The 26,652-nt window shown below is 70.2% G+C and carries 26 protein-coding genes and 1 tRNA gene; 2 read left to right on the top strand and 25 right to left on the bottom strand.

What is annotated here, in order from left to right:
• Positions 1–146: 146 nt before the first annotated feature.
• From glyA to ACIQVL_RS46515, 15 genes are all read right to left on the bottom strand, one after another.
• On the bottom strand, positions 147–1,391 hold the full coding sequence (glyA, locus tag ACIQVL_RS46585) for a serine hydroxymethyltransferase (protein ID WP_403478607.1): 1,245 nt from the start codon (positions 1,389–1,391) through the stop codon (positions 147–149).
• 276 nt (positions 1,392–1,667) lie between these two features.
• Complete coding sequence (locus ACIQVL_RS46580; protein ID WP_403444479.1) at positions 1,668–2,351, bottom strand: protein-tyrosine-phosphatase; 684 nt, start codon at positions 2,349–2,351, stop codon at positions 1,668–1,670.
• A complete protein-coding gene (locus ACIQVL_RS46575) occupies positions 2,348–2,995 on the bottom strand; it encodes an L-threonylcarbamoyladenylate synthase (RefSeq protein WP_189268510.1) in 648 nt (215 codons plus the stop codon). The genes ACIQVL_RS46580 and ACIQVL_RS46575 overlap by 4 nt, the downstream gene beginning before the upstream one ends.
• Before the next feature lie 61 nt (positions 2,996–3,056).
• The gene (gene prmC / locus ACIQVL_RS46570) at positions 3,057–3,902 is read right to left on the bottom strand and encodes a peptide chain release factor N(5)-glutamine methyltransferase (protein ID WP_403444482.1); all 846 of its coding nucleotides are present in this window, start codon (positions 3,900–3,902) and stop codon (positions 3,057–3,059) included.
• A 42-nt stretch (positions 3,903–3,944) separates the two neighbouring features.
• Positions 3,945–5,021, bottom strand: a complete 1,077-nt coding sequence (gene prfA / locus ACIQVL_RS46565) for a peptide chain release factor 1 (protein ID WP_403444485.1) — start codon at positions 5,019–5,021, stop codon at positions 3,945–3,947.
• 113 nt (positions 5,022–5,134) lie between these two features.
• Entirely contained in the window at positions 5,135–5,359 is a 225-nt protein-coding gene (gene rpmE / locus ACIQVL_RS46560) for a 50S ribosomal protein L31 (RefSeq protein ID WP_062155333.1), read from the bottom strand.
• Positions 5,360–5,611: 252 nt separating this feature from the next.
• Positions 5,612–6,727, bottom strand: coding sequence for an LCP family protein (locus tag ACIQVL_RS46555; RefSeq protein ID WP_403444488.1), 1,116 nt, complete (start codon positions 6,725–6,727; stop codon positions 5,612–5,614).
• A gap of 229 nt (positions 6,728–6,956) precedes the next feature.
• Entirely contained in the window at positions 6,957–8,753 is a 1,797-nt protein-coding gene (locus ACIQVL_RS46550; RefSeq protein ID WP_403478606.1) for a trypsin-like serine protease, read from the bottom strand.
• Positions 8,754–9,002: 249 nt separating this feature from the next.
• Complete coding sequence (gene rho, locus ACIQVL_RS46545) at positions 9,003–11,009, bottom strand: transcription termination factor Rho (protein ID WP_403478605.1); 2,007 nt, start codon at positions 11,007–11,009, stop codon at positions 9,003–9,005.
• 407 nt (positions 11,010–11,416) lie between these two features.
• Entirely contained in the window at positions 11,417–12,346 is a 930-nt protein-coding gene (gene thrB / locus ACIQVL_RS46540) for a homoserine kinase (RefSeq protein ID WP_403444497.1), read from the bottom strand.
• A 258-nt stretch (positions 12,347–12,604) separates the two neighbouring features.
• Positions 12,605–13,663, bottom strand: coding sequence for a threonine synthase (gene thrC, locus ACIQVL_RS46535; protein WP_403444500.1), 1,059 nt, complete (start codon positions 13,661–13,663; stop codon positions 12,605–12,607).
• A 6-nt stretch (positions 13,664–13,669) separates the two neighbouring features.
• Positions 13,670–14,962, bottom strand: coding sequence for a homoserine dehydrogenase (locus ACIQVL_RS46530; protein WP_403444503.1), 1,293 nt, complete (start codon positions 14,960–14,962; stop codon positions 13,670–13,672).
• Positions 14,963–15,120: 158 nt separating this feature from the next.
• Positions 15,121–16,512: a diaminopimelate decarboxylase gene (gene lysA, locus ACIQVL_RS46525; RefSeq protein WP_403478604.1), complete on the bottom strand. Its 1,392-nt coding sequence runs from the start codon at positions 16,510–16,512 to the stop codon at positions 15,121–15,123.
• 15 nt (positions 16,513–16,527) lie between these two features.
• A complete protein-coding gene (nrtL, locus tag ACIQVL_RS46520; RefSeq protein ID WP_403478603.1) occupies positions 16,528–17,505 on the bottom strand; it encodes an ArgS-related anticodon-binding protein NrtL in 978 nt (325 codons plus the stop codon).
• 108 nt (positions 17,506–17,613) lie between these two features.
• Positions 17,614–18,153 (bottom strand): response regulator, encoded by a 540-nt coding sequence (locus tag ACIQVL_RS46515; RefSeq protein WP_403478630.1) that lies wholly within the window; start codon positions 18,151–18,153, stop codon positions 17,614–17,616.
• A 60-nt stretch (positions 18,154–18,213) separates the two neighbouring features.
• On the opposite strand from ACIQVL_RS46515, the gene ACIQVL_RS46510 reads away from it, so the two are divergent.
• A tRNA-Arg gene (locus tag ACIQVL_RS46510) sits at positions 18,214–18,285 on the top strand.
• Between the two features lie 184 nt (positions 18,286–18,469).
• On the opposite strand, the gene ACIQVL_RS46505 is transcribed toward ACIQVL_RS46510, so the two are convergent.
• The 9 genes from ACIQVL_RS46505 to ACIQVL_RS46465 form a co-directional block, all read right to left on the bottom strand.
• Complete coding sequence (locus ACIQVL_RS46505) at positions 18,470–18,925, bottom strand: hypothetical protein (RefSeq protein WP_355718437.1); 456 nt, start codon at positions 18,923–18,925, stop codon at positions 18,470–18,472.
• A 158-nt stretch (positions 18,926–19,083) separates the two neighbouring features.
• Positions 19,084–20,478, bottom strand: a complete 1,395-nt coding sequence (locus ACIQVL_RS46500; RefSeq protein ID WP_403478602.1) for a tyrosine-type recombinase/integrase — start codon at positions 20,476–20,478, stop codon at positions 19,084–19,086.
• Complete coding sequence (locus tag ACIQVL_RS46495) at positions 20,475–20,687, bottom strand: helix-turn-helix transcriptional regulator (protein WP_403478601.1); 213 nt, start codon at positions 20,685–20,687, stop codon at positions 20,475–20,477. Before ACIQVL_RS46495 ends, ACIQVL_RS46500 begins: the two co-directional genes overlap by 4 nt.
• Positions 20,677–22,050: a replication initiator gene (locus ACIQVL_RS46490; RefSeq protein WP_403478600.1), complete on the bottom strand. Its 1,374-nt coding sequence runs from the start codon at positions 22,048–22,050 to the stop codon at positions 20,677–20,679. Before ACIQVL_RS46490 ends, ACIQVL_RS46495 begins: the two co-directional genes overlap by 11 nt.
• On the bottom strand, positions 22,047–22,307 hold the full coding sequence (locus ACIQVL_RS46485) for a hypothetical protein (RefSeq protein WP_403478599.1): 261 nt from the start codon (positions 22,305–22,307) through the stop codon (positions 22,047–22,049). Before ACIQVL_RS46485 ends, ACIQVL_RS46490 begins: the two co-directional genes overlap by 4 nt.
• Before the next feature lie 104 nt (positions 22,308–22,411).
• Complete coding sequence (locus ACIQVL_RS46480) at positions 22,412–22,702, bottom strand: hypothetical protein (RefSeq protein WP_362655990.1); 291 nt, start codon at positions 22,700–22,702, stop codon at positions 22,412–22,414.
• Between the two features lie 32 nt (positions 22,703–22,734).
• A complete protein-coding gene (locus ACIQVL_RS46475; protein ID WP_108014878.1) occupies positions 22,735–22,929 on the bottom strand; it encodes a hypothetical protein in 195 nt (64 codons plus the stop codon).
• A gap of 12 nt (positions 22,930–22,941) precedes the next feature.
• A complete protein-coding gene (locus ACIQVL_RS46470; RefSeq protein WP_403478598.1) occupies positions 22,942–24,264 on the bottom strand; it encodes an FtsK/SpoIIIE domain-containing protein in 1,323 nt (440 codons plus the stop codon).
• A complete protein-coding gene (locus tag ACIQVL_RS46465; RefSeq protein WP_403478597.1) occupies positions 24,264–24,611 on the bottom strand; it encodes a hypothetical protein in 348 nt (115 codons plus the stop codon). The genes ACIQVL_RS46470 and ACIQVL_RS46465 overlap by 1 nt, the downstream gene beginning before the upstream one ends.
• 203 nt (positions 24,612–24,814) lie before the next feature.
• On the opposite strand from ACIQVL_RS46465, the gene ACIQVL_RS46460 reads away from it, so the two are divergent.
• Entirely contained in the window at positions 24,815–25,555 is a 741-nt protein-coding gene (locus ACIQVL_RS46460; RefSeq protein WP_403478596.1) for a GntR family transcriptional regulator, read from the top strand.
• Positions 25,556–26,020: 465 nt separating this feature from the next.
• Here ACIQVL_RS46460 and ACIQVL_RS46455 read toward each other — a convergent pair whose 3' ends face one another.
• Positions 26,021–26,356, bottom strand: a complete 336-nt coding sequence (locus ACIQVL_RS46455; RefSeq protein ID WP_403478595.1) for a hypothetical protein — start codon at positions 26,354–26,356, stop codon at positions 26,021–26,023.
• Positions 26,357–26,652: the final 296 nt, after the last annotated feature.

Below are 26,652 nucleotides of genomic sequence, written 5' to 3'. Positions count from 1 at the left end.
TTCCCCACATGTCTCGCTGGCCATCACAGCCCCACACCCTAGCGAGGGACGCATATGTATGGGGACTTCCGGGTAGCGACGATGGTTGCACGCAACGCTGTGAGCCGGACTCACAACCGGGCGTCCGACGCTGCGCCTACCCCGTCTCACCCGGGATACGGCGGAAATCTACCGGTGAGCTCGCGCACCTCGGCACGCGCCCTCCCCACGTCAGTGACACCGCTCACCACGCCCGCCAGCAGCGCCGCGATCCGGGTCATCTCCGCCTCGCCCATGCCCTGCGTGGTGACGGCGGCCGTGCCCAGCCGCAGCCCCCGCACGTCGCCGTACGGCAGGGCGCAGCAGTCCAGCACGATCCCGGCGGCCGCGAGCCGCCCCCGGGCGGTCTTCCCCGCGACGCCGAGCGGTGCGGTGTCGACGGTGATCAGATGCGTGTCGGTGCCCCCGGTCGTGACGGCCAGTCCCGCCTGCGCCAGCCCGGCCGCGAGAACCCTCGCATTGGCGACCACCTGATGGGCGTACGCGGTGAACGCCGGTGTTGCCGCCTCCCCGAACGCGACCGCCTTCGCGGCGACGGCGTTCATCTGCGCACCGCCCTGCGTGAACGGGAACACCGCCCGGTCGAGCCGCTCGGCCAGCTCGGGCGCACCGCACAGCAGCATCCCGCCGCGCGGCCCGCGCAGCACCTTGTGCGTGGTCGCGCACACCACGTCGGCGTACGGCACCGGGTTCGGTGCCGCTCCCCCGGCGACGAGCCCGATGGGATGGGCGGCGTCGGCGATCAGATAGGCGCCCACCTCGTCGGCGACCTCGCGGAAGAAGGCGTAGTCGATGTGCCGGGGGTAGGCGATGGACCCGCACACGATCGCCTTGGGCCGGTGGCTGCGGGCCAGCGCCCGCACCTGGTCGTGGTCGATCAGCCCGCTCTCGGCGTCCACGCCGTACCCGACGAAGTCGAACCAGCGGCCGGAGAAGTTGGCCGGCGAGCCGTGCGTGAGATGGCCGCCGTAGGGCAGCCCCAGGGCCAGCACGGTGTCGCCGGGGCGCAGCAGGGCCGCGTACGCGGCCAGGACGGCCGACGACCCGGAGTGGGACTGCACGTTGGCGTGCGCGGCGCCGAACAGCGCCTTGGCCCGGTCGACGGCGAGCCGCTCGGCGACGTCCACGATCTCGCAGCCGCCGTGGTAGCGGGTGCCTGGATATCCCTCGGCGTACTTGTTGGCGAGCGGCGACCCGAGCGCGGCCAGCACGGCCGGCGAGGTGAAGTTCTCGGCGGCGATCAGCTGCAACGACGTCGACTGCCGGGCCACCTCACCCAGCAGGATCTCGGCCAGCTCAGGATCCTGCCGTCGCAGGAGATCGCCCTCGAGGAGGGCAGGGGTGACCGACATGACGTGCTCCGGGCGGTCGACGGTGACGTATGTCCAATGTAGGTCGGGTGTGGGGCGGACGCGCGGTTTGTACGTACGGTCGTGGGAGCCGGGCCGTCGCGCTGCCGGAGGGGCGGTTGCGGCCGGTCCCGCGGCCGCGGGTGCGTGGGGGTTGCCCGCGCAGTTCCCCGCGCCCCTTACGGGGCGCCGCACCCCACGCGTCTCACCAGGCACCCAGCCCCGGCAACCGCCACCGCCGTGGGCAGGCGTTCCGCAGGGCGGTGTGAGGGATGCGGGCTACATTCGCGCCGCAACGCCTGTCAGTGCCGTGACCACCGGGTCCAGGGCCTCGTGTATCTCGTCGCCGATGGACTGGAAGAAGGGCAGCGGGGCGCCGTACGGGTCGTAGACCTCGTCCGCCTCCGCGGTCGGTGCCAGGAGCCAGCCGCGGAGGGCCGCCGCCGCACGGACCAGCGCACGCGCCCGGACGACCACGCCTTCCGACGTCGGCGGCAGGGTCGCCGGGTCTATCGCGCGGACCAGCCGGGTGAACTCCTTCAGCGTGAAGGTGCGCAGGCCCGCGGAGTGGCCCATGGAGATGACCTGCTGGCGGTGGTCGCGGGTCGCGGTCAGGACCAGGTCGGCCCGGATCACGTGCTCGTCGAGCAGTTCGCGGCCCACGAAACCGGAGGCGTCCGCGCCGAAGTCGGCGAGGACGGCCTCCGCGTTGGCCTCCATGGGCGCGCCCTCGTGGCCCCAGGTACCCGCGCTCTCCACGACCAGCCCGCCGCCGAGGAAGGCGCCGAGCCGGTCCGTCACGAGATGGCGGGTCAGCCGCTCGGTGATCGGCGAGCGGCACACGTTGCCGGTGCTGACGTGGAGGATGCGGAAGCTGTCACGCGGCAGCCCCACGAACGTCGTCGTGATCTCCGCCGCGCTTTCCCCGTTGCCTATGCCACGCCCCGCGTCAGGGGCTGTCAATTCGCCACCTCAAGGTCGGGTACGACCTTCCGCAGCTCCTCCGCCGAGATCGCGCCCGCACGCAGCAGCAACGGAACTTCGCGGGTGACGTCGACGATCGACGAGGGGACGTTGCCGGGGGTCGGGCCACCGTCGAGGTACACGGAGACGGAGTCGCCGAGCATCTCCTGCGCGGCGTCGCAGGTCTCCGGGGACGGGTGGCCGGTGAGGTTGGCGGAGGAGACGGCCATCGGACCGACCTCGGTGAGCAGCTCGATGGCGACCGGGTGCAGGGGCATCCGGACGGCCACCGTGCCCCTGGTGTCCCCCAGGTCCCACTGGAGGGACGGCTGGTGCCTGGCGACCAGCGTGAGGGCGCCCGGCCAGAACGCGTCGACCAGCTCCCAGGCCAGCTCGGAGAAGTCGGTGACGAGACCGTGCAGCGTGTTCGGGGACCCGATCAGCACGGGGGTGGGCATGTTGCGGCCCCGGCCCTTGGCGTCGAGGAGGTCGGCGACCGCCTCCGAGGTGAACGCGTCGGCGCCGATGCCGTACACCGTGTCGGTCGGCAGCACCACCAGTTCGCCCCGGCGGACGGCGGACGCGGCCTCGCGCAGACCCGTCACGCGGTCGGTCGCGTCGTTGGTGTCGTATCGCCGTGCCATGTCTAGCGGGCCTCCTCGTACACGTACATCTGGACGTCGGAAAACACTGCCTGCGGGGTGCTCACGGCAGCGCCTTGCGGGCGGTCGCGAAGCGGGGGCGCCGGTTGAGGTCCGGGTGGTCGGCCGCGTCGGCCCAGCCCCGCTCCTCGGTGAAGATCCACGGCACCTGGCCGCCCTGGGTGTCGGCGTGCTCGATGACGACGACACCGCCGGGGCGCAGCAGCCGGTGCGCGGTGCGTTCGATGCCCCGGATCAGGTCCAGGCCGTCCTCGCCGGAGAACAGGGCCAGCTCCGGGTCGTAGTCGCGGGCCTCGGGGGCGACGTACTCCCACTCGGTGAGCGGGATGTACGGAGGGTTGGAGATGACCAGGTCGACATGGCCGTCGAGGTCGTGGAAGGCGTCCAGGGCGTCTCCCTGGCGCAGGTCGACCCTGGAGCCCGCCATGTTCTTGCGGGTCCACTGGAGCGCCTCCTCGGACAGCTCCACGGCGTGCACGCGCGAGCGCGGGACCTCCTGGGCGAGGGCGAGCGCGATGGCGCCGGAACCGGTGCACAGGTCGACGATGCGGGGCTCGACCACGTCCATGGCGCGCACGGCGTCTATGGCCCAGCCGACGACGGACTCGGTCTCCGGGCGCGGCACGAACACGCCGGGACCCACCTGGAGTTCGAGGTAGCGGAAGTACGCCCGCCCGGTGATGTGCTGGAGCGGCTCGCGCTGCTCCCGGCGGCCGACGACCTCCCAGTAGCGGGCGTCGAAGTCGGAGTCCTTGACGGAGTGCAGCGCGCCCCGCTTCACGCCGTGCACGAACGCGGCGAGCTCCTCCGCGTCGTTGCGCGGCGAGGGCACGCCGGCGTCGGCCAGCCGCTGGGTGGCCTGGGCCACCTCCGCGAGCAGCAGGTTCACGCTGGTCCTCCGTGTCGTACTCGGTCGTCGTGCGTACGTGCCTTACGCGGCCGCGAGCTTGGCCGCCGAGTCCGCGTCGACGCAGGCCTGGATCACCGCGTCGAGGTCGCCGTCCAGGACCTGGTCCAGGTTGTACGCCTTGAAGCCCACGCGGTGGTCCGAGATGCGGTTCTCCGGGAAGTTGTACGTGCGGATCTTCTCGGAGCGGTCGACGGTGCGGACCTGGCTGCGGCGGGCGTCGGCGGCCTCCTTCTCCGCCTCCTCCTGCGCCGCTGCGAGCAGCCTGGAGCGCAGGATACGCAAGGCCTGCTCCTTGTTCTGCAGCTGGCTCTTCTCGTTCTGGCAGGAGGCGACGACTCCGGTGGGCAGGTGCGTGATGCGCACGGCGGAGTCGGTGGTGTTGACGGACTGCCCGCCGGGCCCGGAGGACCGGTAGACGTCGATCCGGAGGTCGTTCGGGTTGATCTCGACGTCGACCTCCTCCGCCTCCGGCGTGACGAGGACACCCGCGGCGGAGGTGTGGATACGGCCCTGCGACTCGGTGGCCGGCACGCGCTGCACGCGGTGCACGCCGCCCTCGTACTTGAGCCGCGCCCAGACGCCCTGGCCGGGCTCGGTCGCGCCGTTGCCGCCCTTGGTCTTCACGGCGACCTGGACGTCCTTGTAGCCGCCGAGCTCGGACTCGGTGGAGTCGATGACCTCGGTCTTCCAGCCGACGCGCTCCGCGTACCGCAGGTACATGCGTAGCAGGTCACCGGCGAAGAGGGCGGACTCGTCGCCGCCCGCGCCGGCCTTGATCTCCAGGATGACGTCCTTGTCGTCGGACGGGTCCCGGGGGACGAGCAGCAGGCGCAGCTTCTCGGTGAGCTCGTCGCGCTGCTTGTCCAGCTCCTTGACCTCGGCGGCGAAGTCGGGGTCGTCGGCGGCCAGTTCACGCGCGGTCTCGATGTCGTCGCCGGTCTGCTTCCAGGAGCGGAACGTGGCGACGATCGGGGTGAGTTCGGCGTAGCGCTTGTTCAGCCTGCGCGCGTTGGCCTGGTCGGCGTGGACCGACGGGTCGGCGAGCTTCTTCTCCAGGTCTGCGTGCTCGACGACGAGTTCCTCGACGGCCTCGAACATTTTTGGCTCCTGATACTGCTACGGCGTGGGGAGGGGAAGGCGGGCGACCAAAAACGCCGGTCCCGGGCACACCCTCGCAGGGGCGTGGCCGTGGACCGGCGAAATGGGGCTCGCTACTTCTTGGAGCCGGCGGCAGCCTTGCCGAAGCGGGCCTCGAAGCGGGCCACGCGGCCACCGGTGTCGAGGATCTTCTGCTTGCCCGTGTAGAACGGGTGGCACTCGGAGCAGACCTCGGCGCGGATGGTGCCGCTGGTGATGGTGCTACGAGTCGTGAACGACGCGCCACAGGTGCAGCTGACCTGCGTCTCGACGTACTCGGGGTGGATGTCGCGCTTCAAGGGATTCTCCTAGATTTCGGGAGGGCACCGGGTCGCCTTCGCGGGCTTGCGGGGCGTGAACCGGGGCCGACGTACCAGTCTGCCAGCACTGGCCGCATCCCCCAAAACCGGGGGCTCAGGTGATCTATTCCCTGCGGGTGCCTGGGGGCTGAGCGCGCGGTTCCCCGCGCCCCTCTCGGGGCGGTCCGGTGGACCCGCCTTCTCGGGGGCGCGGGGAACCGCGCGGCAAGCCGCCACGCACCCGCACCCGGACTACGAGGTCACGACCCCCTTGGCCTGCCCCGTCGCCGTCCCCTTCGTGGCGGAGGCCGGGATCGGCCGGTCGTTCTTCAGGGCGTTCCAGACCAGCTTCGCCTTCGCCTTCGCCACGATCACCCGGTTCGGGTTCGACGGGTCGTACTCGACCGGCATCGTGACCATGTGCATGTTCTTGGAGTCGATGGACTTCAGGCCGTTCGCGAAGTCGACGAGGGAGTTCACCGAGCCGAGGTCGGAGTCGGTGGTGACCGCCTTCGTCGCGGTGTCGGACAGGTCGTACAGCTTCTTGGGGCTGGTGAAGACGCCCACCTGCTTGACCTGGTTGACGAGGGCCTTGATGAAGGCCTGCTGGAGCTGGATGCGGCCCAGGTCGGAGCCGTCGCCGACGCCGTGCCGGGTGCGGACGAGGCCGAGGGCCTGCTTGCCGTTCAGCGTGTGGGTGCCGGCCTTGAGGTCGAGGTGGCTCTCCCGGTCCTCGATGGCCTTCGTCGTGGTGACCTCGACGCCGCCGAGCTCGTCGATGAGCTTCTGGAAGCCGGAGAAGTCGACCTCCAGGTAGTGGTCCATCCGGATGCCGGACATCGCCTCGACGGTCTTGACCGCGCAGGCCGCGCCGCCCGTGGAGTACGCGGAGTTGAACATCACGCCGGTCGCGGCGGAGTGCGTGGTGCCGTGCGCGTCGGTGCAGGCGGGGCGGTCGACCAGGGTGTCCCGGGGGACGGAGACCACGGCGGCCTTCTTGTGGCCCTTGTAGACGTGGACGATCATCGCCGTGTCGGAGCGGGCGCTGCCGTCGTCCGCGCCGCCGCCGAGCTTCTTGTTGGCGCCGGAACGCGTGTCCGAGCCGAGGACCAGGATGTTCTCGGAACCGTTGTCGACCTTGGCGGGCCGGTCGGAGCCGAGCATCTGGTTGATGTCGACGGTCTTGAGGTTGCCGTTGAGCTTGAAGTACAGGTAGCCGACGCCGGCGCCGCCGAGGACGAGGATGCCGGCCGCCGTCCAGGCCGTGGCATGGAGCGCCCTGCGGCCCGCCCCTCGGGACCTGCGGTGGCTCGTGGCCTTCGTACCGGGCCCGGGTATGCCCGGACCGGGCGTGCTCTCGGCGGTCATGGGCTCCTCTGTTCTCGTACGACTGGTCGGTTACCCCCTGCTTTCAGGGTCAGGCCCGGCGTACCGGGATCATCGGCACGTATCCGGACCATCGTCGCTCCGCCAGGTCAGACGGCGAAACTCGGGAAAGGGTTGCACAACGCAGTGTGCCCACCGCGTGGAGCGATGGGCACACCGAGTGACCGGCAGTCACCGGGCAAGCGGGGCGAAACCCCGCTCACCAGCCATGTCAGCCGAAGATGTCGTACTGCTGGAAACCGGTACCGAGCGACTTCCTTGTGCCGAAGATCTCACTGGTCGCCTTGCCGGTGCCCGGGTACAGGTAGAGCGTGCCGCCGGTCGTCCGGGCCACGAGGTCGGCCTTGCCGTCGCCGGTCAGGTCGCCGACCGCGGCGAGGGTGTTGAAGCCGGTCCAGCCGGCGCGGACCTTCACCCGGGCCGAGAAGAGGCCGGTGCCGGACTTGCCGGTGCCCTTGTACAGGTACAGGTCGCCGCCGCTGCTCTTGCGGGCCAGCAGGTCGGCCTTGCCGTCGCCGTTGAAGTCGCCGACGCCGCGCAGCTGGTTGTACTGGCTCCAGCCGCCGCCGATCTTGACGCGGGCCGCGAAGGTGCCGTTGCCCTTGCCGGGGTACAGCCACAGCACGCCGCTGGAGTCCTCGGAGAGCACGTCGGGCAGGTAGTCGCCGGTGAGGTCACCGGGGATCACCATGGCCTTGCGGGTCTTCCAGTTGGTGAAGATCTTCTTCGTGGCCCAGGAACCGCTGGTCTGGGCGCTGTTCAGCACGAAGTGGTCCCAGTAGATGTCACCGGTGGAGGACACCCGGTAGACGAGGTCCTGGAAACCGTCCCGGTCGAGGTCGGCCTGGAGGATGACGTTGACGCCGCTCCAGTCGCCCCAGGACTGGCGGGCGGCGAACGAGGTGCCCTTGGAGTCCAGCTCGTAGCCGACCTTGTTCGACGACTTGCGGGCGAACAGGTCGGCCTTGCCGTCGGTGTAGCTCAGGTTCGTGTCGGCGATCTGCGCGTAGGCGGCACCGACATAGGTGCTGACCTTCGTGAAGACGGCGTAGGCGCCCTTGGCGACGCAGTCCTCGACGCCCCAGGAGACCACGCCGACGATCCTGCCGCCGACGACGAGCGGACCGCCGGAGTCGCCGTTGCAGGTGGTCGTCGTGCCGGTGTCGCTGCCGGTGGCGGCCGTGCCCGCGCAGACCATGTGGCCCTTGACGAAGTCGGTGCTGCCGTAGGCGGCGGTGCAGGTGGCGTCCGTGTCGATCGGCAGCGTGGCCGTCTTCAGCGTGTCGGAGATGTCGTCCGAGGTGGAGCTGGTCCGGCCCCAGCCGTAGGCCTTGGCGGTCGTGGCCGCCGTGCCCGTGTACGACGCGGTGTCGGTGTTCGTCGTCATGCGGATCGGGGTCGCCTTGACGGGGGCCGCGAGGGTGAGCACCGCGATGTCGTTGTTCGGGGCTCCGTCGGTGGACACGCTGTACGACGGGTGGTTCCACTGGCGCAACACACCGGTGGCGGTGCCGCCGTGCAGGTTGGCGGTGCCGTCGCTGTTGGTGGTGGGCAGCGAGGCGGTGCCGGTGACGACCGCGGAGTCCGTGGTGCTCCACTTGAAGCCCTTGACGCAGTGCGCGGCCGTGAGGATCTTCGTGGGCGAGATGACCGAGCCGCCGCAGAAGAAGCCGACGTCGTCGCTGGTGCTGGTGGTGCCCTTGTCGTCGTAGTACCAGAGCTGGGCCATCCACGGCGCCGCGGTGATGGTGGTCGTACCGCCACCGATGATCTTCGGCGAGACGGCCGAACCGCTCGCGGTGGCCGTGGAGTTCTTCGTGGCCGTCGTACCGCTGTCGGCGGTGATCGCACGGGCGATCCGCTTGTTCAGGACGGCCTGTGACGGCGCACTGACGACCGGCTTGGCCGTGGGCACCGGCTGGGTGGCCGCGCTGGCGGAGGTCGAGATCAGTGCGGCCGTGACGGCGGCGGCGATTCCGGCCGCGGCCACGGGCAGTGCGAAACGCATCCGGCGTCTGTGACGACCGCTCCCGGACGTGGGTGTACCCACCTAAGTCCCCCCTCGGGATCAGGAGTTCGTGATTCGGTCAATTGACCGACGCGCGATCGTACCCTGGGGAGGAAAACGCAAGGAACCGCCCCCTGCGCATTGCAGGAGGCGGTTCCTGGACGCGCCCCGAGGGGGCGCGGGGAACTGCGCGACCAGCCACGGCGAACCCGCAGCCGACAACCGGTCCGCGGCTCCGCCTTTTGTCGGCTAGTCCCCGTTACCGGGGGTGGGCGTCGTCTTCTGGATCTGCATCAGGAACTCGACGTTCGACTTCGTCTGCTTCATCTTGTCGAGCAGCAGCTCGATCGCCTGCTGCTGGTCCAGCGCGTGCAGCACGCGCCGCAGCTTCCAGACGACCGCCAGCTCCTCGTTGCCGAGCAGGATCTCTTCCTTGCGGGTGCCGGACGCGTCGACGTCCACCGCCGGGAAGATGCGCTTGTCGGCGAGCTTCCGGTCGAGCTTGAGCTCCATGTTGCCGGTGCCCTTGAACTCCTCGAAGATCACCTCGTCCATGCGGGACCCGGTGTCCACCAGCGCGGTGGCGAGGATGGTCAGCGAGCCGCCGTCCTCGATGTTGCGGGCCGCACCGAAGAAGCGCTTCGGCGGGTACAGGGCGGTCGAGTCGACACCACCGGACAGGATGCGGCCGGAGGCCGGCGCCGCCAGGTTGTAGGCACGGCCCAGACGCGTGATCGAGTCGAGCAGCACGACGACGTCGTGGCCCAGCTCCACCAGGCGCTTGGCGCGCTCGATCGCCAGCTCGGCGACCGTGGTGTGGTCCTCGGCCGGGCGGTCGAAGGTCGAGGAGATGACCTCGCCCTTCACCGACCGCTGCATGTCGGTGACCTCTTCCGGACGCTCGTCGACGAGGACGACCATCAGGTGGCACTCGGGGTTGTTGTGCGTGATCGCGTTGGCGACGGCCTGCATGATCATGGTCTTGCCGGTCTTCGGCGGGGCCACGATCAGACCGCGCTGGCCCTTGCCGATCGGCGACACGAGGTCGATGATCCGGGTCGTCAGCACGCCGGGGTCCGTCTCCAGGCGGAGGCGGTCCTGCGGGTAGAGCGGGGTCAGCTTGTTGAACTCCGGGCGGCCGCGGCCGTGTTCGGGCGCCATGCCGTTGACGGAGTCCAGGCGGACCAGCGCGTTGAACTTCTCGCGGCGCTCGCCCTCCTTGGGCTGGCGGACCGCGCCGGTGACGTGGTCGCCCTTGCGCAGGCCGTTCTTGCGGACCTGGGCGAGGGAGACGTACACGTCGTTCGGGCCGGGCAGGTAGCCGGAGGTCCGGATGAACGCGTAGTTGTCGAGGATGTCGAGGATGCCCGCGACGGGGATCAGGACGTCGTCGTCGGCGACCTGCGGCTCGGCGCCGCCGATCTCGTCACGGCCACGGCGGCCACGGCGGTCGCGGTAGCGGCCACGACGGCCACGACGGCCGTCACCGAAGTCGTCGTCGTCCTGCGGGCCGGCGTTCCGGTCCTGACGGCCGCCGCCCTGCTGCTGCGGCTGCTGCTGACGGTCCTGGCGGCCGCCCTGGCCGCCGCCCTGCTGCTCGTCGCCCTTGTTGCGGCGGTCGCGGTCCCGGCCGCGGTCACGGCGGTCACGACGGCCACGGCCCTCGTCACCGGCGTCGCCCTGCTGCGGGGACTGTGCGGGCGTCTCGGCCTTCGGCTCGGTCCGCGCCTCGGCGGCGGCGGTCTCGGCGCCGGTGGCGGTGGGGCTGCCGACCTCGGCGGTGGCCCGGCGACGGCGGCGCTCGGCCGGGGCGTCGTCCCCGTCGCGCTCGGCCTCGCCGACGCGGCCGGCCGGCTGTCCGGGGATCTCGATCTGCTGCTGGGCCACGGCCTTCTCGGCGGGGGCCTCGGCGGCCTGCTCCGCCTTCTTCTCGGCGGCCTCGTCACCCGTGCGGGCCTTGGAGGTCGCGCGGCGCTTGGGCTTGGTCTCGGTGGCGGTCTCGGCCTTGGCGGAAGTTCCGCCGCCGGCCTGCGCCTCCTTGATGACCTCGATCAGCTGGCTCTTGCGCATCCGCGCGGTGCCCCTGATGCCGAGGCCGGATGCGACCTGCTGAAGCTCGGCCAGCACCATGCCCTCGAGGCCGGTACCGCGGCGCCGCCGGGAGCCGGCACCCGAGGCAGGCGCGGAGGCGTCCGTGGCGGGCGCGGCAGCGGTCTCCTCGACACGTGCGCCCATCAGATCGGTGGTGTCGCTCACGAAGGGTCCTTCCCTGGAGCGGACGTCGGCCTGTCTGGCTCGGCGACCGGTTGTGCTGTCCGGCTTTCGGTCCTTGCTTGTGTGGACCGTGCCGGGGCGGTGGTCCGCCAGTGCGGCGGAAGAGATATCTGGTGACGGCGCTTCCGACGAGCCGTGGCACCCGGTGTCACGTGGCGTGGTAGCACCTGTTCCGGAGCGTGCCCAGCGGCCCTCTCAGTGCCCGGGTACGGCGTACTGCCCAGGTACGTCATACAGAACGCTGAATGGCTTGGGAGACTCCCGGAAGAATGTCTGTCCCGGACGGGGACACGAAGCACCTCGCCATGGTGGGGTCGGGTGCAGACTTGAGGTTAACACTACCGGATCCAACAAACATTCCCCCTCTCCAAATCCGGCAATCGTGCGCGTCACATGTCACTGGAAGGCGCGAGCGGCAGCACGCTCGCTCCCTGAAGGTCCAGGTCGAGCCGGTTGGCGGCCCAGTCCCGGCCGGCCAGGGCCTGCACCTTTTCGGCGCTGCCGGCATCGGCGAGCGCCATCACGGTGGGTCCGGCGCCGGAGATCACGGCCGGCACGCCGTCGGCGCGCAGCCGCTCCACCAGGGCGGCGCTCTCCGGCATCGCGGGAGCGCGGTACTCCTGGTGCAGACGGTCCTCGGTGGCGGGCAGCAGCAGCTCGGGACGCCGGGTGAGGGCCTCGACGAGCAGGGCCGCGCGGCCCGCGTTGGTGGCGGCGTCGACGTGCGGCACGGTGCGCGGGAGCAGTCCGCGCGCGGTCTCGGTGAGGACCGGCTTCCCGGGCACGAAAACCACCGGAACGATGGAATCGCTGGGCTCCATCCTGATCGCCCGCGCGGCGCCGGACTCCATCCAGGAGAGCGTGAAGCCGCCGAGCAGGCAGGCCGCGACGTTGTCGGGGTGGCCCTCGATCTCGGTCGCGAGCTCGAGGAGGGCCGCGTCGTCGAGGCGGGCCTCGCCGCCTATGGTCACGGCACGCGCGGCGACGATGCCGGCGCAGATGGCGGCGGAGGAGGAGCCGAGGCCGCGGCCGTGCGGGATGCGGTTGGCGCACACGATCTCCAGGCCGCGGGGCTGTCCGCCCAGCAGGTCGAAGGCGGTGCGCAGGGAGCGTACGAGAAGGTGGCTCTCGTCGCGCGGCAGCGTCTCGCTGCCCTCCCCCGCGATGTCGATGTGCAGCCCGGAGTCGGCCACCCGGACGACGACGTCGTCGTAGAGCCCCAGCGCGAGGCCCAGGGCGTCGAAGCCCGGACCGAGGTTGGCGCTGGTGGCAGGGGTGCGCACCCGGACGGCGGCGGCGCGGAACGCTGGACCGGCCATCGCTCGATGACTCTCCTTGAGCTGCGTGATGGTCGAATGACATTCGATAGGTACGTGGGGGACCCTCGGGCCGTGGCCGTGGAGACGGCGCGGCACCGCGCCGTATGCGGAGGCATATGCAGCGGGCGGGTTCGGTACAGCCTATCGAAGGAAGGTTCTGTGGCGACATAGGGCGCACAGGAGGCGCACGATGCGTGTCGTAAGCCCCCTGTGCCCCCTCCGTAGGGAGTTCCCTGTCCGGGACCCCTCGGTGATTCCCTAGGCGAGGCCCAGCCGCTCGGCCGCGGCGGCCGCGTCGACCGGCACGGTGACCGGCTGCGGGGCGCCGGCGACGGCCCAGTCGGGGTCCTTCAGGCCGTTGCCGGTGACCGTGCAGACGATGCGCTGGCCGGGGTCGACCTTGCCCTGCTCGGCGGCCTTCAGCAGACCGGCGACGGAGGCGGCGGAGGCGGGCTCCACGAAAACGCCCTCCTGGGCGGCCAACAGCCGGTAGGCGCGCAGGATCTCACGGTCCGTCACCTCGTCGATGAGGCCCCCGGACTCGTCCCGGGCCGCGAGCGCGAACTGCCAGGAGGCGGGGTTGCCGATGCGGATCGCGGTGGCGATGGTCGAGGGGTCCTTGACGATCTCGCCGCGCACGATCGGGGCGCTGCCGGAGGCCTGGAAACCCCACATGCGGGGCGTCCGGGTGGAGATGCCGTCGGCGGCGTACTCCTTGTACCCCTTCCAGTACGCGGTGATGTTGCCCGCGTTGCCGACCGGGAGGACGTGGATGTCCGGCGCGTCGCCGAGCATGTCCACGATCTCGAAGGAGGCCGTCTTCTGGCCCTCGATGCGCACCGGGTTGACCGAATTGACCAGCGCCACCGGGTAGTTCTCGCTCAGCTTGCGGGCGAGGGTGAGGCAGTCGTCGAAGTTGCCGTCGACCTGGAGGATCTTCGCGCCGTGCACGAGGGCCTGGCCCATCTTGCCGAGCGCGATCTTGCCCTGCGGTACGAGCACGGCGGAGACCATGCCCGCGCGCACGGCGTACGCGGCGGCGGAGGCGGAGGTGTTTCCGGTGGAGGCGCAGATGACGGCCTGCGCGCCCTCCTCCTTGGCCTTGCTGATGGCCATGGTCATGCCGCGGTCCTTGAAGGACCCGGTCGGGTTCGCGCCCTCCACCTTCAGGTGGACCTCGCAGCCCGTGCGCTCGGAGAGCACCTGCGCGGGCACGAGGGGCGTGCCGCCCTCGCGGAGCGTCACGACCGGCGTGGTGTCGGAGACGGGCAGCCGGTCCCGGTACTCCTCGATGATTCCGCGCCACTGGTGGGTCATTGCTGGTTACTCTCCTTCAACCCGCATGATGCTGGCGACACCCCGCACGGTGTCGAGCTTGCGCAGCGCCTCGACGGTCCCGGAGAGGGAGGCGTCGGAGGCCCGGTGGGTGACGACGACGAGGGAGGCCTCGCCGTCCTTGCCGGTCTGCCGAACCGTATCGATGGAAACCCCGTGCTCGGCGAAGACGGTGGCGACCTGGGCGAGAACACCCGGTTTGTCGGCGACGTCGAGGCTGATGTGGTAACGCGTGACGACATCGCCCATGGGCGACACGGGCAGACCGGCGTACGCCGACTCGCCGGGCCCCGTTGCCCCGCTGAGCCGGTTGCGGCAGACGGCGACGAGGTCGCCGAGGACCGCGGAGGCGGTCGGGGCGCCGCCGGCGCCGGGACCGTAGAACATGAGCTGTCCGCTGGCGTCGGACTCCACGAAGACGGCGTTGTACGCGCCGCGCACGGAGGCGAGCGGATGGGTCAGCGGAATCATGGCGGGGTGCACGCGGGCGGTCACCGAGCCGCCGTCCCGGGCGCGCTCGCAGATGGCGAGCAGCTTGATGGTGCAGCCCATGTTCCTGGCGGAGGCGAAGTCGGCGGCGGTGACCTCGGTCATGCCCTCGCGGTAGACGTCGTCGAGCCGGACGCGCGAGTGGAAGGCGATGCCGGCGAGGATCGCGGCCTTGGCGGCGGCGTCGAAGCCCTCGACGTCGGCGGTCGGGTCGGCCTCCGCGTAGCCCAGCGCGGTGGCCTCGTCGAGGGCCTCCTGGTAGCCCGCCCCCGTGGAGTCCATCTTGTCGAGGATGAAGTTGGTCGTCCCGTTGACGATGCCGAGCACCCGGTTGACCTTGTCGCCGGCCAGGGACTCGCGCAGCGGCCGGATCAGCGGGATGGCACCGGCGACGGCGGCCTCGTAGTAGAGGTCCTTGCCGTGCTGCTCGGCGGCCGCGTGCAGGGCGGCGCCGTCCTGGGCGAGCAGCGCCTTGTTGGCCGACACGACCGACGCGCCGTGCTCGAAGGCGGTGGTGATGAGGGTGCGGGCGGGTTCGATCCCGCCGATGACCTCCACCACGACGTCGATGTCGCCGCGCTTGACGAGGGCGGTGGCGTCGGTGGTGACCAGCTCCGGATCGATGCCCGCACGGACCTTGGAGGGCCGCCGGACGGCGACACCGGCCAGTTCGACCGGGGCGCCGATCCGCTGGGCGAGGTCGTCGGCGTGCGTCGTCATGATGCGTGCCACCTCTGAGCCGACGACCCCACAGCCCAGCAGCGCCACCTTCAGCGGACGCGTACGCATCATCCGACCTCGTTTCCTCATACCGTCTACGGTTGGACCAGTCTCACTCACCGGACGGGAGTTTCTACCCTTCGTCCGGATCGTGAGACATCTATTTCATTGTGCGGGGATGCCAGACAGGAGATCTTCCGCCTGCCTGATCCCCCTGCCTGCCGGCGCTGTCATCCGACGTCGAGCCGGAGCAGATCCTCCTCCGTCTCCCGCCGGACGATCACCCGGGCCGCGCCGTCCCGCACCGCGACGACGGGCGGCCGGAGCACGTGGTTGTAGTTGCTGGCCATGGAACGGCAGTAGGCACCGGTGGCCGGTACGGCGATCAGGTCACCGGGTGCCAGGTCGCCCGGCAGGAAGGCGTCCTTCACCACGATGTCCCCGCTCTCGCAGTGCTTGCCGACGACACGGGCGAGCATCGGCTCGGCGTCGCTGGTCCGGGAGACCAGGGCGACGCTGTACTCGGCGTCGTAGAGCGCGGTCCGGATGTTGTCGGACATGCCGCCGTCCACGGAGACGTAGGTACGGAGGTTGTCCAGCGGCTTGATGGTGCCGACCTCGTAGAGGGTGAATGCGGTAGGCCCGACGATGGCCCGCCCCGGCTCCACGGAGATCCTGGGCGTCCGCAGCCTGGCGGCCTCGCACTCCCTCGTCACGATCTCGGTGAGCGCCTTGGCGATCTCGTGCGGCTCCCGCGGGTCGTCGTCGCTCGTGTACGCGATGCCGAGCCCGCCCCCGAGGTCGATCTCGGGCAGCTCCACCCCGTGCTCGTCCCTGATGTCCTTGAGCAGCCCGACCACGCGGTGCGCGGCGACCTCGAACCCCGACATGTCGAAGATCTGCGAGCCGATGTGCGAGTGGATCCCGATGACCTCGAGTCCGTCGAGCTGCAGCGCCCGCCGTACGGCCTCCGCGGCCTGCCCGCCGGCCAGCGGGATCCCGAACTTCTGGTCCTCGTGGGCGGTGGCGATGAACTCGTGCGTGTGCGCCTCGACGCCCACGGTGACACGGATCTGCACGCGCTGCCGCGTGCCGAGCTCCCGGGCGATGTGGGCGACCCGCACGATCTCCTGGAAGGAGTCGAGGACGATCCGCCCGACACCGGCCTCGACGGCCCGCCGGATCTCCCCCTCCGACTTGTTGTTCCCGTGGAAGGCGATCCGCTCGGCGGGCATCCCGGCAGACAGCGCGGTGGCCAGCTCACCACCCGAACACACGTCGAGGTTGAGCCCTTCCTCGTGCAGCCAGCGCACGACGGCCCGCGACAGGAACGCCTTGCCGGCGTAGAACACGTCGGCGTCCGGTCCGAACGCGGTGCGCCAGGCGCGCGCACGGGCCCGGAAGTCGTCCTCGTCGAGGACGTAGGCGGGGGTGCCGAACTCCTCGGCGAGGGTCTTCACGTCGACACCGCCGACGGCGACGGCGCCGTCGGCGTTCCGGGTGACGGTCTGGGCCCACACCTTGGCGTCGAGGGCGTTGAGATCGGTGGGCGGGGCGGCGTAGTGCCCCTCGGGCAGGACATCGGCGTGCCGGGGCCCGGCGGGGTGCGCGGAACGGCTCATTGCTCTTGGGCTCTCTCAGAGGTGATCGGGTGCGTCGATGCCGAGCAGGAACAGGCCGCCGGCGAGCACCGTCCCGGCGGCTTCGGCGAGGGCGAGCCGGGCACGGTGGGCGGCCGAGGGTTTCTCGTCGCCCCGGGGCAGCACGGTCGGCAGGAACGGCAGCGCGGCGTCGGCGACGGTGACGAGGTGCCGGGCGAGCCTGTCGGGGGCGCGACGGATGGCCGCGCCGATGAGGATGCGGGGGTAGTCGGCGAGGGCGGTGACGAGACCGTCCGGGGCGTCGGGGACGTCGCCGGGCACGGCATCGAACCCGAGCCGCCCCGCTCCCCGCCCGGCGGCCCGCACCCGGGCGTGCGCGTACCGCACCCGGAACAGCGGGTTGCTCTCCCGCTGCACGAGGTGGTCGGCGGTGATCCGGGGCCGGTCGTGGGCGGCGGGATGCAGCAGGGCCCACTGGGCGGCGTCGGGCCCGAGCGGCGCCGGGTCCTCGGGCGCCGGAACGGGCCGGAGACTGACGGGTTCCCCGTGCTCGACCTCACCGCGGCCGCCCTGCGTCGCAACGATCCTGACCACGGCGTCGGCAACGACCTCGGCGCGGACGTCGTACGGCACCCGCAGGGCGACCACCTGCCCGTCGAGGGCGTCGCCGTGCCCGTAGCAGGCCCCGAGGCGCTGGATCTCCCCGACCAGGGTGGCGGTCGGCGAGGAGCCGGAACTGAGGGAGATGTTGAGGAACCCGACCCCGGTGACGACGACGTCCTCGACGCCGGCGCACTCCGCGAGCAGCGGCACCAGGATCTCGGCGACCCGCACCGGCGGCTGCCCGGCGGGCCCGGCGAGCTGCAGCGCGACGTTGGTGGCGTAGTCCCCGCACCCGCCGGGTCCGGGCGGCGTCACCACGACCCGCTCCGGCACGGCCACACTGAGCTCCCCCGCGTCCACGGCACGGCGCACCGCGCGCAGGACGGTACGGGAGAGCTCGACGGGGGTCACGGGACAAGCGTAGGGGAGGAGGGGGGTGGGTATGCGAGCCGGTTCGGACAGGCTTCCGGCATGTGGACGGTGCCGGAAGGGCAGCGGGGGCGGTGGGGGTGACGGGGATCAGGGACAGACGGGGTTGCCCCCGGCCCGCTCCCCCGAGAACCGGACCTCGCCCCCGGTCTCCCCGCCATGCCGCCGTTCGATCAACTCCCGCACCACCTGGACGAGTTCGGCGGGTTCGAAGGGCTTGGCGAGAAACGCGTCGACGCCGACGTCAAGACCGGTCTCGACCTCGTGCTGCGTGCAGGCACTGACGATGGCGAGCGGAAGATCGTGGGTCCGCGGATCGGCACGCAGCTGGGCGGCGGTCCGCAGCCCGTCGAGCCGAGGCATGACGACGTCGAGGGTGATCACGTCGGGACGCACCCGATGAACGACATCCAGACACTCGGCACCATCGGCCGCGGTCACGACCTCGATACCCTCCAGTTCGAGATTGACCCTGATCAGCTGCCGGATGACCTTGTTGTCGTCCACAACAAGCACCCGGCCCGACACCCCTGGCACAACTCGAGAGTAGGTCCGGACCGGCCACCGCGTCCGGGTTTTCCCGACTTCCACCCCGTGCGAGCGAGCACCCCCGGGAAACCCGTTCCTGATCACCCCGACCGAGCTGGTAGTGTTCTACCCGTCGCCGCGAGCAACAGCTCAACGCCAGACGCCCCCGTAGCTCAGGGGATAGAGCAACGGCCTCCGGAGCCGTGTGCGCAGGTTCGAATCCTGCCGGGGGCACTTCGCATGAGGTGCCTAAAGACCCCGCCGCCAGCGCGTTTGCTGGGTGCGGGGTCTTGTTGTTTGTGCAGGGGGATGCGGCTCGACGCAGCCTCATGACAGTGATCACGTAATGACGACGTAATGATCTTGGCAGGCTTTCAGGCAGGTCAATGGCATCTTTCAGGCCCTCCGAGGCAACCTCCTAAAGATCCAAAGCAGCAACGAAGGCAGAGAATGTGGGCGCCACGACGCGCCACTCGTATGACACGGGGTCCGTCCGGACGTAGCTGCCCACAACCCGTGGGTCCGCGGGGTCGGTGCGGTAGTCGAGGGCCAGGGCGACATCATCGCCCAGCACGCGGTTCACCGCGATGAAGAACGCCTGCTCGACGTCCAGCCAGGGCAGTTCGACCGGCGTCTCCTGGCTACTGCCCCACGCCACGTGCAGAAAGGCGGAGTACGGCTCGTCGTCGAAGGTGTCCAGTGACCTGGACTCGGATTCCATCTGCTCCGTGCTTCTCAGGAAGTCAAGTGGACTCTCGAACCACGGGATCAGTCTCGCCATCTCGACGTCGCCCGGATGGCGCCACCGGCCCTGATCGAGCAGGAACGTCAGCTGTGCGGGCAAGGTCAGCCCCCGGACCGTCGCGTACTCCATGACGGACAGCGTGGCACAGCCGGTGTCGACCTCGACGGCCCTTGGCCAGCCACTACTGATCAACTGCTCAGCACACCGGTATGAACTACCTGTCCCAAGATGAGCGCGAGCTCCGGATCTCTCCGGAGCTCGCGTTCATCGCAGTCCTGCGGGCCGTTTCACGTCTCGTTCTCGGTGTCGTCCTCCTCCCCCAGACCCTTCAGGATCCGGTCGTTCATCTCCTGCTCCTGGCCATCGATGCACTTGGCGTAGATCTTCAGGAGGACGTCCACCGAGTGGCCTGCGCGAGCCGCCACCTCTGGGGCGGGAACGCCCGAGTTGAGCCACTGGGAGACGCCCGCGTGCCGGAGGTCGTACGGACGAGCCGCCAGGACGGAGCCGACCTGTTCGGGTGGGAACGCCAAGGCTCGGGCCTGCTTCCACGCGCGCGAGTACGACGAGGCGGCGATCACGTTGCCCCGCTCGCTGGAGAACAGCCGGCCGTCGTCGGCCGTACCGAACTCCTTGATGTGGTCCTGAAGCAGTCGCACGAGCGGGGGCGGTATCGGCACGATGCGTACCTCACCGTCCGCCCGCTGCTTCAGGCCGCGCCGATCGTGTGCCTCGCCGGAGTCGGTCCACGCCTTACCGGCGGTGGGCCTGGTCTCTGCCAGATCAATCCGGCCCCAGCCCCTCTCCGGAAGCGTGCAGTCCGAGAGCCGCAGCCCGAGCGCCTCACCGGGACGCATGGCCGCGTAGTACAGGCAGCCGAAGAACGCCCGTAACCGTCGGCCGCTCGCCCGGTCGTAGCCGCCGACGTACGTGATCGCGGTCAGCAGCTCCCGCGCCTGCCGAGGGTTGACCACCACCCGACGATCAACCTCCTGCACCGCTCGCTTCCCCCGCTTACGCCGCACTCGGCTCAGCGGATTCGAGGGCAACGCCTCCAGCTCAACCCCGTATTCGAGGACGTTGAAGACCACCGCACGCCGCCGACGGTACGTCTGCGTCGCCGCAGGCTTGCCGTCGAGCTTCCGCGTGAGCGCGTCGATCAGGTCATGCACGCGGGTGATCTCCTGAAGCTCGGCCACCGGCAGCGACGCCTTCTCGACCCATTTCGCTGCCGCCGCGATCTCCTCGGGCCGCTCGCGCTCCCTCCGAGGCGGAGGCAGGACGTACGAGCGCAGTGCCCGCCGTAGATCGGCCGGGGCCGGACGCCCACGAACCGACTTGACCAGCGCGGGCATGACCGTAGCCAGGGCATCGGTCATGCTGTCCCGCTGCTTCGCCGACGCCTCGGGCCACCGGGCATCGATGTACTTCAGCGCCAGTTCGAGCAGGGACAGAGCAGCCTTGCCCCCGCGGAGGGAGTCGGGCAGACCGGTCACCGTGTCGAAGGGCTCGCCCTTGTCCGCCGCCCGAAGCAGCTTCGCCCGGAAGCGGTCGGCGAGCGCCTTGGTCTTGTGCGACTCGTGGAACGGCTCCCCGTCCACGGACCAGCGGACGAGATACGTCGGTTTCTTCGCGGAGCGGTTGATGCTGAGCTTCCAGATGACGACCTTGTACGACTTCACGACGCCGCCCTCTCCGCCCGCTCCTCCAACCAGTCGTTGAGCACATCCCGCCGAACTCGGAGCTCCCCATTCGGCAGCCGGATGCAGGCGGGGGCGATGCGCAGTTCCCGCCAGCGGTAGAAGGTGCGCCGGGAGATACCGCCCAGTTCGTCGAGCACCTGCCGAACGGTGAGCAGCTCGGCCGACTTCGCACGGCTGTCACGCCCCACGACGACCACCGCCCTCCCGCACCGAAGCGGCCAGGAGCTCCCCCGCCGGCGAGTAGCCGCGCCCCGCATAACGCCACTGGCCAACCACGACGGTCGGGACGTCAGCCAGGCCCAGCGACGCCCGTTGCTGCTCCGCACGATGATCGGCACGGGCCTGCCGAAGAGCGGTCAGCGTGGTCGAGTAGCGCCGCGACTTGCTGGAGAAGTGGCCGCCGTACCCGAGCATGTGCGCCCAGCGACGAAGCCCGAGCGGCTCGAACTCCGCCAGGCTGCCCAGCCACCAACACGTGCCGATCATCCGCAGCACGTGCGCCCGAACGGGCAGCATGACCATGTCTCGCGCGTCGTAGATCCGGCCGTCCACCGCGCCAGCGGTTTCCGCCCCCTTCGTCGCGTACTTGGCGATGTAGCCCGCCACGGCCCCGGCAGAGGCTGGCTGCTCCCCCGCGTCCCGGCGGTACGAGGTGACGGGTCGTACGTCGACCTGCCCGCCGAATCGCAGCTCCCGCGGACCGACGATGCTCGCGCCTGGCGCCGTAAGCCGCACCCGACCAGCCACCACCGGAACGGCCTCCGCCAGCAGTGCCGTAGTCGCCCAGCCCGGCGGAGGTGAGTCGGGCCCGTCCGGTCCGTCGAGGCGGATCACACCATGGAAGTGGACCAGGCCCCGCCGCTGATACTCGGCGACCTTCGCGTACGAGAGTCGGGCGACCTCCCCGAACTCCGTACGCGACAGCCCGGCCCGCCGGGCGACCTCCCGCCGCAGCTCCAGCCCGAACCGATGCCAGAGCCGACCGGCGAACGCGTGCCAGAGAACGGCGCCCGCGTAGTCGTAGCAGCGCGGGCAGAGCGGTTCGCCGAGGCGAGGATCATCGGCCGCGTGACGCGTACGGCATCCGACCGGCCGCCCGTGCGGACAGCACTCCCCCGGCCGGCGGGGACGACAGACCCGTACGAGCCCATCGTGTTCCCGCCGGGTGTGGACCGGCCCAAAGCCGGGAGCGGTGAGCGTGGCGAACACGCGCGGGTGCCCGCTCACCGCCTCCGTGACGTTCTTGCCGCCGACGAGTCCGGCCCGAACCAGTTGGTACGTGTCCGCCCGGTACAGCGCCGAGCAGGCCGGGCAGACCGTCGCCCGTCGGTTGCCGCATGCGGTGAGCAGGCGACCGCCGTAGACGTCCGAGCCGTACGAGAGCAGGGCCGCACCCGTGGTCGTGTCGAAGACGGTCGCCGTGCCGACCAGGTGAATCGGGTTGGTGCAACCGCCGAGGCGGACGATGTTCCGGCGCCAGGCGTCGAAGTCGGGTTCCGATGCCCTGGCGACCAGAGCGGCAGCGCTGCCCGGTACGAGGGTTGTGGTCATCGGCGACCACCGCCCCCACCGAACGCGTGCCGCATCACGGCCGAGATTGCCTCCGGCCGAGTCTTGGCGCTGAACCGGAACGTCGGATCCGTGAGCCAGACCGCGGCAGCGTGCGCCGGGCACAGGTGCTGCTCGGTGTCGTCGAGCCCGACGAGGACGACACGTTCGGATCCCTCACAGGTCGAGACCTCGGGACCGTCTCCCTTGAGGTCGCAGTCGGGCAGCGGAGATTTGCGCGAATGATGCGCGGTGGACAAAGTGTGAGTGCTCCTTTCACTGCTCACGTGGCGAATGGAGTGGGTTCCTGACGGGGTCGGGTTTGGCGACTTCGCGCCCCGTCGGGAGCCCGTTGTACGGGCGATCACTGCCGGTCCTTGGGCGGGATCGCAATGACGCTGTAGGCGATCGGACCGAAGTCACGGCGTGCGTCGTAGTAGCCCTCGCCGATGTCCTCGACGGGCACGCCGAGGGACGCGGCGACATGCTCCGCGCCCTCCCTTCGCGCTGCGGCGTCGGACGCGTCGACAAAGACGCCGAAGGACGCGTTGCGCGGGACGAGGACAGCGGGGTTGGCGGTCAGGAAGTCCGCCAGCTCTCGAAGACCGGCGATGAACGCGGCCCGGTCGCCGGAGCGGATGACGTACTCGGACACAGGAAGTCCCTTTCCCTTCCCAACGGGTGCTTTCAGAAGCGGAGTTGGCCGAGGAAGCCGTTCACGCCGTCGAGGAAGGCCTGAGCGAACGGCGCGGCCACGGTCTTGGAGAGCAGGAAGCCGAAGGCTCCGCAGAGCAGCGCGTCGGCCCACCGCAGGTACCGGATGCGCAGCAGGAACCAGATCAGCAGGCCCAGCAGGAGAACGGCGGACATGGACACCAGCACGGCAGGCCCCTTTCACGGCGCTGTGACGTGCAGCTCGGACAGGACGGGAGTCAGGTGCGCGTACTCGGCGGCAACGGCTTCCGCCTCCGCCTCGGTGATCAGGTGCGAGCGGGCGCGTTCCCAGCCGTCGCCGGAGGCGAGTACGGCCGTACCGGCCTGTTCCGGTGTGATGGCCTGCGCCGCCTTCAGCGCATCGGGGTTGAGGTCGCCGAGCGCCATTTCGGCTGTTCCGGGGTCGGCCACGCGGTGACAGACCCGGCCGCCGAGCTGCGCTCGCAGGGCGGTCACCCCGGGCCCGAGGTCGGAGCCGACGCGTTGGCCGGCGACGACGAGGAACACCCCCAGTGCCGCACCGAGCTGAGCGAGCCGGATGAGCGCCGTACCGGCCGCCTGCGCTTCGTCCTTCTCGCTGCGGCTCGCGACGAGGAACAGTTCCGCGATCTCGTCGACGATCACGACCACGGGGACGGGACGTTCCTTGTCCGGCAGACCCCAGACGTTTCGGACCCGTGCCGCCCGGCACACGCTCATGCGGTCGAGGGTCAGATCAACGAGCGCGCCCAGCAGCCTGACCGCTTGTTCACGGTTGGTCGCGAGGGCGGACAACCGCGGCCCGTAGAGGGACAGCTCCATGCCGCCCTTGCAGTCGATCCCGACCAAGGCGACATGCTGCGGGGCGAGGCCCGCCACGAGAGCGTTGATCAGTGTCGACTTACCGGAACGGGTAGCCCCCACGATCAGCCAGTGCGGCACGCTCCGCAGGTCAACCACCCAAGTGGCCCCGGTCTCCAGCACACCCACGGCCACCCGGAGCAGATGGCCAGGTCCCCACCGCTTCGGCACCCGCGGAGCAGCCAACGGATCGGACGCCGACGCGACGACCCGTACGACCCCCGGCTTCCAGGAGGTGACCCGCACCCCGTGAACCTGCCAGTCCTCCGCCATGGCCGGTGCCGCCTTGACGAAGTCCTCGGGCACCTGCCCTGGTAACAGCCGGACCAGCAACACGAAGCCGCCGGCAGTCGGCCGTATGAGACCGCGGTGCGGCACACGCGGCTGTGGCGGAGGCGCGCCGTTGCCGACGAGCCCGGAGACGACCGTAAGCGCCGGTCGCCGACTCACAGCGAGCCCGCACCCGGCCATCAGCGGCCGCCACGTCCGCACGACCCGGAAGGCGGCGACCGGAAAGCCGAGTAACAGCCACCAGGCGACGGGATGACGGCGGCGCAGGGCCGGGCCCACCAGAAGCAGGCCCGACACCAGCACTGCGGCCACCAACAGCACCCAACTCGGCCCGGTCGCACCGGCCGATGTGGTGGTGGAGGCCAGTTTCATCACTGCCCGGCCCCCTTGCCCGCCGGAGCGGGAGCGCTCAGGGGCCGGATCTCAGCCGCACGGAACGCGATCCCGTGCCGCCCCTCGTTCTCCCACGGCGTGGCGACCAGGTCCCGCACGGCCACCGGCATGCCGAGCTGCACACCGGCCGGCTCACCGGCCACGCTCACGGTTACGACGTCGGCCGACGCCCCGGCCATCAGGCACAGGCCGACCTGGTACATGGTCTTGCCGGTCTCGCGGTCGACCCGCAACTGACCGGTCTCTCGGTTGGCGATCCGCGGAGCCGGGGGCACGGCGCAGATGATCCCCGTGAACTTCGCGGTGTCGATCGGAAGGCTTGCCACTGTTCGTCTCTCCTCGTCACTGACACCCACAGGCCGATCCTGCGGGTTGCTAGACCACCCGTAGTACGGGTGATGCAGACCAGACTGCCGACCCGTAGTACGGGTTGTCAACCGACCTAGCGATACGAGAAACTGCCCACGATCGTGGGCAAGCCGTCCACGGCGACGGACAGCCGCAGAAGCCACCGCCACGGAGGGCCCACATGCCGCCGAAGAACACGCAGCCGAAGTACCGGCAAATCGCCGACTACCTGCGCGATGGCATCCTGCACGGCACCTTCCCGGCCGGCCAGCCACTCCCGTCCGAGGAGGCGTTGGCGAAACAGTTCGGCGTGACGCGCCCCACAGTCCGCCAAGGCCTGGCCGAGCTGCGGGCATCCGGTCTCGTCGAGGCCATCATGGGCCGCGGCACCTTCGCCCGCTCCCCCCACAGCCGCCCCGGCCTCACCCGCCCGCGCGGCGTACGCCGAGCCTCGGACGGCCGCTACATCGAGGCCGACGGCATCCGCTGGACCGACGCCGAGCCGCCGGTAGCCACCCGAACCGACGCCCCATTGGCCCTGGCGGACCTACTCCGCATCCCGCCGGGCGAGCCGATGTTCACCTACGACGCCCTACAGACGGCCGACAACGGCCATCTCCGCCAACTTCACCGGACATACGTGCCGTTCTCCGTCCTTATCGACACCAAGTACGAGGAGGAAGCCCCACCGCCGGCCCCGGAGCTCTACGCCGCCCTCGCCGACCTGGGCCACGAACTCCACTTCACGGAGTACGTCCGCACCCGCATGCCTCTACCAGACCAGGCCCAGGCTCTCCGGCTCACGGACGGGGTGCCCCTCCTGCATGTCCTGCGCGTGACACTCACAGCGGAAAACAAGCCCTTGGCCTTGGAGGAGTTCCACCTACCGGGCGACGAGTTGGAGCTGTCGTTCAGGCTGTAGCCAGACCCCTGATGGCTCAGACTTTCTTCACGTGATCAAGCCGGCTGCGCTCCGCTCCGCCGGGCGCGCTCCCGGCTCCGCTCCGGGCGCCGCTCCTGCCTTCGGCCCGCTCCGCCCGCGCTGCGCCGACGCGCGCCCACGTGCACGCGGCCGGGTCATGAGTCGATCACCGTAGAGAGGCAGCCACGGTCAGAACAGCCTCCGGCGGGGGCGCTCAGGCTCCGAGATGGCGGGGGCGCCGTTCGCGAGTGCCGGCGAGTCAGTGGCGTGCGCGGGGTGCTCCCATCCCGTCTGCCATCGACCCAGGCAGAGCCGAGCAGACGCGGCCCATGGCGTCCAGGTCGTTCGTACAGTGGCGCGCTCCACCTGGACGCCATGAACCACGCCCGCTCCACGGTGTGTGGGCCGACGGCAGACGGGATGGGAGCTGGGGAGAGTGGTGGGCTGAGGAGAGTCACGAACACGTCAGTCGAGGTAGGGGACGTGGTTGTCCGGCTCCAGTACCGGCTCGGCCCATGCAGCGTGTGAGAACACCGTGCGCCACGTGAGCTTGCCGCCGGTGTCGTCAGCAAGTTTTGTCCGAGTGCGAGGCGTAAGGCGGATTCGGTAACGCAGGCCCTCCACCTCGACGATGCCGCAGTCGCCGTCATCGGGGTTCTCCGGCTTGGCGGGGCTCAGGTCTACCTGCCAACCAGCCTGGCTAGCGAGGTACATCCACACCTCAATGGCTCGCTCCCGATCCGCGAAGTCGCCTACCTTGGCGATGATCTGAGCGGGATCGGTGCGGTCGTCCAGGGCCATGCCGTTCCTCCATCAGTTCTTAGGATCATGGCAGATCAGTCGCCGCACCTTGATCCAGGCATGCAGCCAGCATTGCGGGCTCGACGGAGCTGACATCTGCGACTGACACCAACGTCGGCAGACGGGGGCAGACAGTGACGGTTCCCTGCGACTATGGTCACTGGCCGGTGACCCTGGTCACCTGCGCAACCTTCACTGTTATGAGAGGGCATTTGATCTAGGCGAATTGCCCTTTCTATGCTAGTAGGTCCCTCGCCAGGTTGGTGTCGTTTCGTCTGTTATGCGCTTTGCGAGGT

Origin of the sequence: Streptomyces sp. NPDC090499 (assembly GCF_044769305.1) — a bacterium.
Lineage (GTDB): Bacteria > Actinomycetota > Actinomycetes > Streptomycetales > Streptomycetaceae > Streptomyces.
This window is presented reverse-complemented; position numbering and strand designations above follow the sequence as displayed.

Bases quoted from the DNA above. Each gene is read 5' to 3' on its own strand.
- glyA (WP_403478607.1), bottom strand. From the start codon at position 1,391: ATGTCGGTCACCCCTGCCCTCCTCGAGGGCGATCTCCTGCGACGGCAG.
- ACIQVL_RS46575 (WP_189268510.1), bottom strand. From the start codon at position 2,995: ATGGCACGGCGATACGACACCAACGACGCGACCGACCGCGTGACGGGT.
- prfA (WP_403444485.1), bottom strand. From the start codon at position 5,021: ATGTTCGAGGCCGTCGAGGAACTCGTCGTCGAGCACGCAGACCTGGAG.
- ACIQVL_RS46555 (WP_403444488.1), bottom strand. From the start codon at position 6,727: ATGACCGCCGAGAGCACGCCCGGTCCGGGCATACCCGGGCCCGGTACG.
- ACIQVL_RS46550 (WP_403478606.1), bottom strand. From the start codon at position 8,753: ATGCGTTTCGCACTGCCCGTGGCCGCGGCCGGAATCGCCGCCGCCGTC.
- thrB (WP_403444497.1), bottom strand. From the start codon at position 12,346: ATGGCCGGTCCAGCGTTCCGCGCCGCCGCCGTCCGGGTGCGCACCCCT.
- thrC (WP_403444500.1), bottom strand. From the start codon at position 13,663: ATGACCCACCAGTGGCGCGGAATCATCGAGGAGTACCGGGACCGGCTG.
- ACIQVL_RS46530 (WP_403444503.1), bottom strand. From the start codon at position 14,962: ATGATGCGTACGCGTCCGCTGAAGGTGGCGCTGCTGGGCTGTGGGGTC.
- lysA (WP_403478604.1), bottom strand. From the start codon at position 16,512: ATGAGCCGTTCCGCGCACCCCGCCGGGCCCCGGCACGCCGATGTCCTG.
- ACIQVL_RS46505 (WP_355718437.1), bottom strand. From the start codon at position 18,925: ATGGAGTACGCGACGGTCCGGGGGCTGACCTTGCCCGCACAGCTGACG.
- ACIQVL_RS46490 (WP_403478600.1), bottom strand. From the start codon at position 22,050: ATGACCACAACCCTCGTACCGGGCAGCGCTGCCGCTCTGGTCGCCAGG.
- ACIQVL_RS46470 (WP_403478598.1), bottom strand. From the start codon at position 24,264: ATGAAACTGGCCTCCACCACCACATCGGCCGGTGCGACCGGGCCGAGT.
- ACIQVL_RS46460 (WP_403478596.1), top strand. From the start codon at position 24,815: ATGCCGCCGAAGAACACGCAGCCGAAGTACCGGCAAATCGCCGACTAC.
- ACIQVL_RS46455 (WP_403478595.1), bottom strand. From the start codon at position 26,356: ATGGCCCTGGACGACCGCACCGATCCCGCTCAGATCATCGCCAAGGTA.